This is a genomic window from Mesorhizobium sp. M2A.F.Ca.ET.039.01.1.1 (assembly GCF_003998035.1).
Taxonomy (GTDB): domain Bacteria; phylum Pseudomonadota; class Alphaproteobacteria; order Rhizobiales; family Rhizobiaceae; genus Mesorhizobium.
This window is the reverse complement of record NZ_RZRY01000204.1, coordinates 1-9368: the sequence shown is the minus strand read 5'-3', so window position 1 is coordinate 9368 and position 9368 is coordinate 1. Positions and strand designations below refer to the sequence as shown.

3 protein-coding genes and 1 pseudogene are annotated in these 9368 nt (G+C 65.2%); 2 read left to right on the top strand and 2 right to left on the bottom strand.

Annotation, left to right across the window (positions count from 1 at the left end; genetic code table 11):
* Both EOA24_RS17060 and EOA24_RS17055 read right to left on the bottom strand, forming a co-directional pair.
* Nucleotides 1-740: pseudogene (locus EOA24_RS17060) on the bottom strand (translocation/assembly module TamB); the annotation flags it as partial.
* 2 nt (nt 741-742) lie between these two features.
* Entirely contained in the window at nt 743-2671 is a 1929-nt protein-coding gene (locus EOA24_RS17055) for an autotransporter assembly complex family protein (protein WP_127409922.1), read from the bottom strand.
* A 277-nt stretch (nt 2672-2948) separates the two neighbouring features.
* Here EOA24_RS17055 and EOA24_RS17050 point away from each other — a divergent pair, with 277 nt between their 5' ends.
* Both EOA24_RS17050 and EOA24_RS17045 read left to right on the top strand, forming a co-directional pair.
* Nucleotides 2949-8429, top strand: a complete 5481-nt coding sequence (locus EOA24_RS17050) for an alpha-2-macroglobulin family protein (RefSeq protein ID WP_127409921.1) — start codon at nt 2949-2951, stop codon at nt 8427-8429.
* Between the two features lie 75 nt (nt 8430-8504).
* Nucleotides 8505-9368 (top strand): transglycosylase domain-containing protein (locus EOA24_RS17045; RefSeq protein WP_348633073.1); only part of this gene is annotated, 864 nt, incomplete at its 3' end.

Sequence of the window (9368 nt, the reverse complement as noted above, 5' to 3'; positions counted from 1 at the left end):
GTGCCGACACCGCTCCAATTGGCCAAGGGCCCGCTGCCGGAAACGACGATGTTGACGGGCGGCGCATCCGGCAGCTTGAGCAGATTGGCGATGATGCCGCCGGCCGGCTCCGACGCCTTGAGATCGAGGTCGAGCTTGTTGTCGGCCGGCGCGAAATGGATCTTGGCGTCGACATTGCCTTGTTTGCCGTCATGGCGGGAGACATTGAGCACGCTCTCGATCGCCAGCGGCGAGGGATCGGCCCTGAGCGAGCCTTTGGCGGCCAGTTCGGCGATGCCGCTGCCGGCAAGCTCCTGTCCGAGCGCGATCTCCGGCAGGTCGATCTGCCTCACGTCGATCGACACCGGCAGGCTGGACGAGCCGCCCTGCGATGGCTGCTGGCTCGGCTGCGGCAGCCGCGCCAGTTCGATCCGCTCGGCGGCGAAGCGGTCAGCATTGAAATTCCGGGAGAGCAGCGCCGTCGGCGACCAGTCGAGCGCCACGTTGCGTGCGACCATCCAGGGGCCGGCGCGGTCCTCCAGCACGACATGATCGACCCTGAGCGCCCCCGACCAGATGCCTTCGATGCCAGCGACCGTAATCTTCCGGTCCTCGCTCGAGGCCATCTTCGAGATCAGGCCGGCGAGGTTCTGGCGGCCGCCTTCGGTGCCGGTCAGGACGACGAGAGCGCCGATAGCCACCACCAGCAGGACGAGCAGCGTGTAGATAATAATGCGGAGGATGCGCCAGAAAATCTTCATCGTCAGAACGCTTGGCCGATGCCGGCATAGATGCCGAAATGCGGATCGCCCGGATCGCGGTTGAGCGGCACCGCCGCGTCGATGCGAAGCGGCCCGAACGGGGTAATATAGCGCAGGCCGACGCCCGCGCCGACCTTAACATCCGAGAAATCCGGGAAGGATTTGATCGAGACCGTGCCGGCATCGACGAACGGAACAATGCCGACCGTGTCGGTGACGCCGATACGCATCTCCACCGAGGTTTCGAAGAAGGACAAGCCGCCGATCGGCTGGCCGTCAATATCCTTCGGGCCGATGCCCTGGTAGGAATAACCGCGCACCGAGCCGCCGCCGCCGGAATAGAAGCGCCGGTCGGCGGGCACGTTCTGCAGGCCGGTGCCGACGATCGAGCCCAGCGTTGCGCGTTCGGCCAGCACGAATCGGCTTGCCGTGTCCAGCGACTGATAGGTGTAGCCCTCGCCCTTCAGCTTCAGGAAGGTCGCGCCGTTCAATATGTCATAGCTCGGCTCGGCATAGGCGAGGAAGCGGAACCCCCTGGTCGGGTTCAGCTTGTTGTCGCGGTTGTCAAAGACATATTGCAGCGGCACGCTGGCGATCAGGTAGGTATGCTTGCCGAAAGCGTCGGTGATCCGCGAATAGTCGAGGTCGAATTCGGCCGAGACCCGCTGCTGCTTGTCGAGGTCGTAGGAAACGCCGACGTCGCCCTTGACCGAGAAATGGTCATAGGCATCGGGGTGCTCGAACACAGTCTTGACGCCGGTGAAGAATTTCGACGTCGGCCCGAGCACGCCCGGCTTCTCGAACATGACGCCGGCATTGTAGTTGAGCGCCGAAAGGCTGTTGCTGCCGATGCCGCTGATGGACCCGTCGATACGCAGCTTCTCGGCCTGGCCGAACAGGTTGCGGTGTCCCCAATAGCCTTCCAGCCCGAGCCCTTCGGTATTCGAAAACGTGCCGCCGAGGCCGAAAAAGCGCGGCTTGCGCTCGCTGACCTGGACGTCGATCGGGATATTGCCGTTGGCGTCGAGGCTGTCGCCTTCCTTGATGGTCACGCTGTTGAAGACCTCGAGGCCGAGCAGCCGGTCGCGGGCATCGTCGATCTCCTGCGGCGAATATTGCTGGCCCCGCTTCAGCCCGGTCATGTATTCGGTGAAGTCGCGATCGACCTTTTCCGTGCCCTCGACTGTCGTGTCGCCATAAGCGGCGACCGGGCCGGCGGCCACCGTGAGCGTGACGTCCAGCGTCGAGCTTGCATGCTCGGCGACTATCTCGCGGTCTGTGATCTTTGCAAGCGGCCTGCCCTCGTCCTTCAGCGCCCGCACAATCAGGGCCTCGGCCTTGAGCACGGCGCCGGAGCCGGCATCGCCGCCGGCGATCAGCCCGAAATCGGCGCTCGCCAGCCCCGCGGCATCGCCCTTCAGCCGGATATTGCCCAATGTGAATTTCGCCCCGGGCGCGACGCTGATGACGACCGGAATGGGCTGCGGCCCCTTGAATTCGGCGTCCGGCGGCAATTCGTCGATCGATTTGCCTTCGATCGTTATCGTGACCACGCCTTCATACCGGGCATCGGCGTAGAGCGCGGCGACCAGTTGTTCGCGGTCGCCGCGCGCCTTGGCCATCAGGCCGAGCGATCCCGACACCGGATGGTCCTCGTCATTCTTCAGCGCCGAGGCGTTTTCGAGCCTTTTCACCAGATCCTTGTCGGCATCAGGCGCATTGAGCGTCACGGAATAGCGAAGCGGATCGACGATGTCGGCATCCTCGTCCTTGGACGAGCCCCAGAGCTTGATGCCGAAAATCTCGAAAGCCGCCGCCGGACGCGCCTCGCCCGCCAGAATTGCAGCGCAAAACAGCGCGAAAAGCAGGGCGCGCGGAAGCCCGCGCCCTGGCGCGACCCCTCCTGACATCTGCGTTTCATGCGCCGGCATTAAGACAACCTAGTCGACAAAACTAAAATTGGAATGAAGTTCCGAAACGTTCGTAAAGGGGCCACAATCCAATTGTCTGAAATAGACCGGGCTTGGAATTCACACCTTTTGCGATTCCGCAAGAAAGTGTGATCCGTCTCACAGAGGTTCTGTCGAAATACCGGCCTTTGGCCGGCATGGAAACCGTTCGCAGGTGAAAAACCCGCGGCGCTCCGGCGTTGACAAGCCTGCACGAAGCTTGATCATGCCCGGACGCTGGCGATGTCTGGAGGGTGGTATGGCAATGCGCGCGGCTCGTGGTTTCTCTTTCCTTCTTCTCGTCTTTTTCGCCCTGGGCGGGGCGGCCCTTGCGGCCGAAGCCCGGCGAATCGTGACGACCGACAATTCCGACTATTTCGGTTTCGACCTCAGGTCGGAGCAGAATGTCAGCCTCGACCAATGCAAGACCACGTGCCTTGGCGATACCGCCTGCCGCGCCTTCACCTACAACACCAAGGCAAAGTGGTGCTTTCTCAAATCCGACTATAACCAGTTGAAATCCTTCACCGGCGCCGTTGCCGGCAAGGTCGCGAATGTCGATGGCGACCCAGATATCGGCGCTCCGCCGGCTCTGGCCTTTTTCCCGAACTGGATGGCCGACCAGGCCCAGCAGTTCCGCAACAAGCTGACCGATCCGGCCTATGACAAGCCGACCGAGGGCCTTGCTGCCCTGCAGGCCGCCGCCGAGCAGGCCTCGCTAACCGGCGATCATCGCCTTGCCATGCAGAAATACCAGGCCGCGATCTCCGTTCTGCCCGATGACGGCGCGCTCTGGCTGGCGCTGGCGCGCGAGATACTGGCCGTGGAGCCGGCGTCGAACACCAACGAACCCGCGACTTTCCCGATGAACGCCACGTCGGCGGCCTTCAACGCCTACAAGCTGGTGCGCACGGCAAAGACCCGCGCCGAGGCGCTGGCGCTGCTTGGCGCCGGTCTCGACAAGCGCGATCTCTACCGGCCGTCGCTGCAGGCCTATGAGGCGAGCCTTGCGCTGGTGAGGTCGCCGGCCGTCCAGGCCGACTATGCCGACCTCAAGGCGCGCAAGGGTTTCCGCGTCGTCGAGCACACCGTCGACGCCGATTCTTCCTCGCCGCGCATCTGCGCCCAGTTTTCCGAGGACCTGGTCAAGACCGGCGTCGACTATGCGCAGTTCGTGACCGTCGACAACGCCGCGCCCAAGGCCGTCGAGGCCAAGGACAAGCAGATTTGCGTCGAGGGCCTGGAACACGGCCAGCATTATGACGTGACCTTCCGCGCCGGCTTGCCGGCGGCGATCGGTGAAACGATCGCCGCGCCCGTCGTGCTGTCGATCTATGTCCAGGACCGCGCTCCGTCCGCCCGCTTCACCGGCGACAGCTTCGTGCTGCCGGCCGGCGCCCGTCGCGGCATTCCAGTCGTGACGGTCAACATGAACGCCGCCAAGATGACGCTCTACCGCATCGGTGATCGTTCGCTGGCGCAACTTCTGTCCGGCTATCAGTTCCTGCATCAGCTCGACGGCTACGATATTTCCACCATTTCCGACCAGATGGGCGAGCCCGTCTGGTCGGGCACGCTCGACATCGCCAACGATCTCAACAAGGAGGTGACCACCTCTTTCCCGGTTGACGAGGCGATCCCGCAGCGCAAGCCCGGCGTCTATGTGCTGACCGCGCAGCCGGTCGACGACAAGAGCGACGATTACGGCTCGCGCGCCACGCAGTGGTTCGTGGTCTCCGACATCGGCCTTTCCACCTATACCGGCCAGGACGGTCTCAACGTCTTTGCCCGTTCGCTGGGCTCGGCCAAGCCGATTTCCGGCGCCGAACTGACGCTGCTTGCCAGGAACAACGAGATCCTCGGCACGGCGACCACCGACGCCGAAGGCCACGCCGTCTTCAATCCAGGCCTCACCCGCGGCGAAAACGGCATGGTGCCGGCCGTGCTGATGGCCAAGCAGGGCGACAACGACTTCGTCTTCCTCGACATGGGCAAAGCCGGATTCGACCTGTCGGATCGCGGCGTCGAAGGGCGCGCCTCGCCCGGCGCGCTCGACGTCTATGCCTGGACGGAGCGCGGCATCTACCGCGCAGGCGAGGATGTTCACGTCGCGGCGCTTGCCCGCGACGGCGCGGCAAAAGCGGTCGAGAACCTGCCGCTGACCTTCATCTTCACCCGTCCCGACGGCGTCGAGAACCGGCGCATCGTCAGCAATGGCGAGTCCGCCGGCGGCCATGCCGTCGACCTGCCGCTCGAGGCCAACGCCATGCGCGGCACCTGGACGGTGTCGATCTACACCGATCCCAAGCAGTCGCCGGTCGCCAGCCAGATGTTCCTGGTCGAGGACTTCGTGCCGGATCGCATCGAATTCGACCTGACGGCCGACAAGAAGGAGATCGCCCAGGGCGAGACCGCCAATGCCACCGTCGACGGCCGCTTCCTCTATGGCGCGCCGGCCGCGGGCCTGGCGCTGGAAGGCGAGATGACGCTGTCGACCACGAGCAACTGGGACAGCTTCAAGGACTTCACCTTCGGCCTCGCCGACGAGCAGTCGAGCGAGCCGACCGTGACGCCCCTCGCCAATCTTCCGATCGTCGGCGACGACGGCAAGGCGACCTTCCCGATCACCATCGACCAGTTGCCGTCGACCACCAAGCTGGTCAACGCCAAGGTCACGGTGCGCATGCGCGAAGCCGGCGGCCGCGCCGTCGAGCGCTCGCTCGACATCGGCGTTCGGCCGCAGCGCGATGTCATCGGCATTCGCCCGGATTTCGAAGGCGATGAAGTGCCGCAAGGCGGAACGGCCAAATTCAGCATCATCGCCGTCGATCCGAACGGCAAGCGCGAGGACCTGAAAGGCGCCCAGTGGTCGCTGGTCAAGGTCGAGCGGAACTATCAGTGGTACCGTTCCAACAATTCCTGGAACTACGAGGCAGTGAACCTCACCAAGGCCGTCGCCAATGGCTCGGTCGATCTGAAGGCCGATGGCGAGGCGACCGTGTCGCTGCCCGTCGACTGGGGCCGCTACCGTCTCGAGGTCGAGACGGCTGACCCGGATGGTCCGGCGACCAGCTATGAATTCGACGCCGGCTGGTACGTCGCCTCGACCACCACCGAGACACCCGATGGGCTGGAGATCGCCCTCGACAAGGACAGCTACGCCACCGGCGAAGTCGCCAAGCTGAAGATCTCGCCGCATTTTGCCGGCGAACTTCTGGTCACGATCGGCGCCGAGAAGCTGTTGAAGACCGTCACCGCTTCGGTGCCGGCCGGCGGCAGCACTGTCGACATTCCGGTCGGCGAAAACTGGGGCGCCGGTGCCTATGTCACGGCGACCTTGTTCCGGCCCGGCGACGCGCAGGAATCGCGCATGCCGGCCCGCGCCATCGGCATCCAGTGGCTGTCGGTCGACCCGGGTTCGAAGAAGCTCGCAGTTTCGCTGACGCCGCCGGAAAAGACCCTGCCGCGCCAGCAGCTGTCAATCCCGGTCGCGGTGAACGGCGCTCAGCCGGGCACAAACGCCTATGTGATGGTGGCTGCCGTCGACGTCGGCATCCTCAACCTCACCAACTACAAGGCGCCCGATCCGGAGGACTGGTTCTTTGGCCAACGCATGCTGGGGCTGGAGATCCGCGATCTCTATGGCCGCCTGATCGACGGCTCGCTCGGCACGATGGGCAAGATACGCACCGGTGGCGACGGCGCCAACATGCAGGCGCAAGGCAGCCCGCCGACCGAAAAGCTGGTCGCCTTCTTCTCCGGCCCGGTCGAGCTCGACGCCAACGGCAAGGCGCGGATCGACTTCGACATCCCGCAATTCAACGGCACCGTGCGCGTCATGGCGGTCGCCTGGACCAAGGAAGCCGTCGGCCATGCCCAGACCGACGTCATCGTGCGCGATCCTGTGGTGATCACCGCCGGCCTGCCGCGCTTCCTGGCGCCGGGCGATGTGGCGACCATGCGCCTCGACATAGCCGACACCGATGGCCCGGCCGGCGACTACGCGCTGTCCGTCACCACCACCGGCGACCTTTCGACCGGCGACAAGCCGTTGCCGGAAAAACTGACGCTCGCCCAGGGCAAGCGCCAGTCGCTCACCTTCCCGCTGGTCGCGAAGACCGCGGGCGACGCCTCCATCACCATCAAGCTCGCCCATGCCGACGGCACGCAGGTCGAGCAGACGCTCTATCTGCCGGTGCGGCCGGCGCAGCTTCCGGTCACTAACCGCATGGTTGTCGACCTGAAGCCGCATGGCGGCTCGCTGCGGGTCGACAAGGAGCTGCTTGCCGCCAGCGTGCTCGACGGCGCTTCGGTCAGCGTCGGCGTCTCGCAGTCGTCCGCGCTCGACGTGCCGTCGCTGCTGATGAGCCTTGATCGCTACCCTTATGGCTGCGCCGAGCAGACCACCAGCCGCGCCATGCCGCTGCTCTATGTCAACGACATGGCCAAGAGCATCGGCATGGAGAGCGACCCTGACCTGCATCAACGCATCCAGGACGCCATCTACAAGGTGCTCTCCTATCAGTCGTCGAGCGGCAGCTTCGGCCTCTGGGGGCCGGGCTCCGGCGATCTGTGGCTCGATGCCTATGTCAGCGAGTTCCTGACCCGCGCGCGCGAGGAAAAGTACGATGTGCCGGCGCTGGCGATGAACCAGGCGCTGAACAATCTGCAGAACTCGCTAGGCTACGACCAGGACGTCCAGGACAAGGGCAGCGATATCGCTTACGCGCTCTATGTGCTCGCCCGCAACAAGGAGGCCTCGATAGGCGACCTGCGCTACTACGCCGACACGCAGCTCGAAGCTTTCTCCAGCCCGATGGCGGTCGCGCAACTTGCGGCGAGCCTGGCGCTCTACGGCGACACGCAGCGTTCGGAATCGACCTTCCAGACGGCGCTCCGGCTGGCGCAGTCTGAAACCGACTACGACTGGTACCGCTCCGACTATGGCTCGCGGCTGCGTGACGGCGCGGCGATACTGGCGCTGGCGGCGGAATCGAAGCCGGTGCCCAGCATCATGCCGCAACTGATCAAGCTGGTCGGCGTGGCGCGCGCCGATGCCCGCTGGACGAGCACGCAGGACGAATCCTGGATGCTGCTTGCCGCGCGGGCGCTGAAGGAAGGCAATGATTCCATCACGCTTTCCGTCAATGGCGCGCCGCATTCGGGCGGCTATTCCGACCAGGTCGCCGGCGGTGACCTGGTCGACAGCCCGCTTACCATCGCCAACACCGGCGCGACGTCGCTGCAGGCGGTGGTGACCGCGGTCGCCGCGCCGGTCGATCCACTGCCCGCCGGCGGCGACGGCTTCACCATTGATCGCACCTACTACAAGCTCGACGGCACCGAGGCCAACGTCACCGAAGCCAGGCAGAATGAGCGCTATGTGGTCGTGCTCAAGATCTACGAGCAGAACAAGTGGCCGTCGCGGCTGCTGATCACCGATCTGTTGCCGGCCGGCTTCGAGATCGACAATCCGAGCCTGGTTTCCAGCGCGCAATTGTCCAACTTCTCCTGGCTGGCGCAGACCGACGCCGCGCATCTGGAGTTCCGCGACGACCGCTTCGTCGCCGCCTTCAATCCCAATGAAGGCGACGGCGACCGCAACATCACGCTGGCCTATGTCGTGCGCGCCGTGACACCCGGCACCTACGCCCATCCGGCGGCGACGGTGGAGGACATGTACCGGCCGCAATATTCGGCCCGCACCGCCACCGGCGTGATGGAGGTGAAGGCGGAATAGCGAGGTCGCCGGTCTATCCTTCTCCCCGTCCCTATACGGGGAGAAGGTGCCGGCAGGCGGATGAGGGGCAGCGCCATGCTCTCCAGGAAATTTCTCAGACGCACCGCGATCGCAGGCATCTCGCTTGCCGGCCTCGCGGCACTTTCCCTCGCCGCGCTCTGGGAACTCGACCGCGCCTTCCCGCCGCCGCTGCCGGCAAAGCTGACGGTCTCCACCGAAGTCCAGGACCGCGACGGCCAACTGCTGCGCGCCTTCGCCACGCCCGACGGCTACTGGCGGCTCGAGACCCGGCTCGACCAGGTCGACAAGCAATTCGTCGACATGCTGGTCACCTATGAAGACAAACGTTTCTGGGACCACCGCGGCGTCGACCTTCTGGCGCTGTGCCGCGCCGCCGGCCAGCTCGTCACCAGCGGCCATATCGTCTCCGGCGGCTCGACCTTGTCGATGCAGCTCGCCCGGCTGATCGAGCCGCGCGACAGCCGCAGCCTCGGCTCCAAGCTCAAGCAGATGCTGCGCGCCATCCAGATCGAGCGGCGGCTTTCCAAGCAGGAAATCCTCGAACGCTATCTGACGCTGGCGCCCTATGGCGGCAATCTCGAGGGCGTGCGCGCCGCCTCGCTCGCCTATTTCGGCAAGGAGCCGAAGCGCCTCACAGTCTCGGAAGCCGCCCTCCTCGTCGCGCTGCCGCAATTGCCGGAAAAGCGCCGGCCCGACCGCAATCTCGGCATCGCGCACGCCGCGCGCGACCGCGTGCTGACCCGCATGGTCTCGGCCGGCCTGCTCGGCGAACGCGAAGCGCAGCGCGCGGCGCTAGACGACGTCTCCGGCCTGCGCAGAAAACTGCCGGCGCTGGCCGCGCACGCCTCCTACGCCATGCTGCCCAAGGCCGTGCCCGGCAGGCCGCTGCAACTCACCATCCGCCGGAGTGTGCAGCAA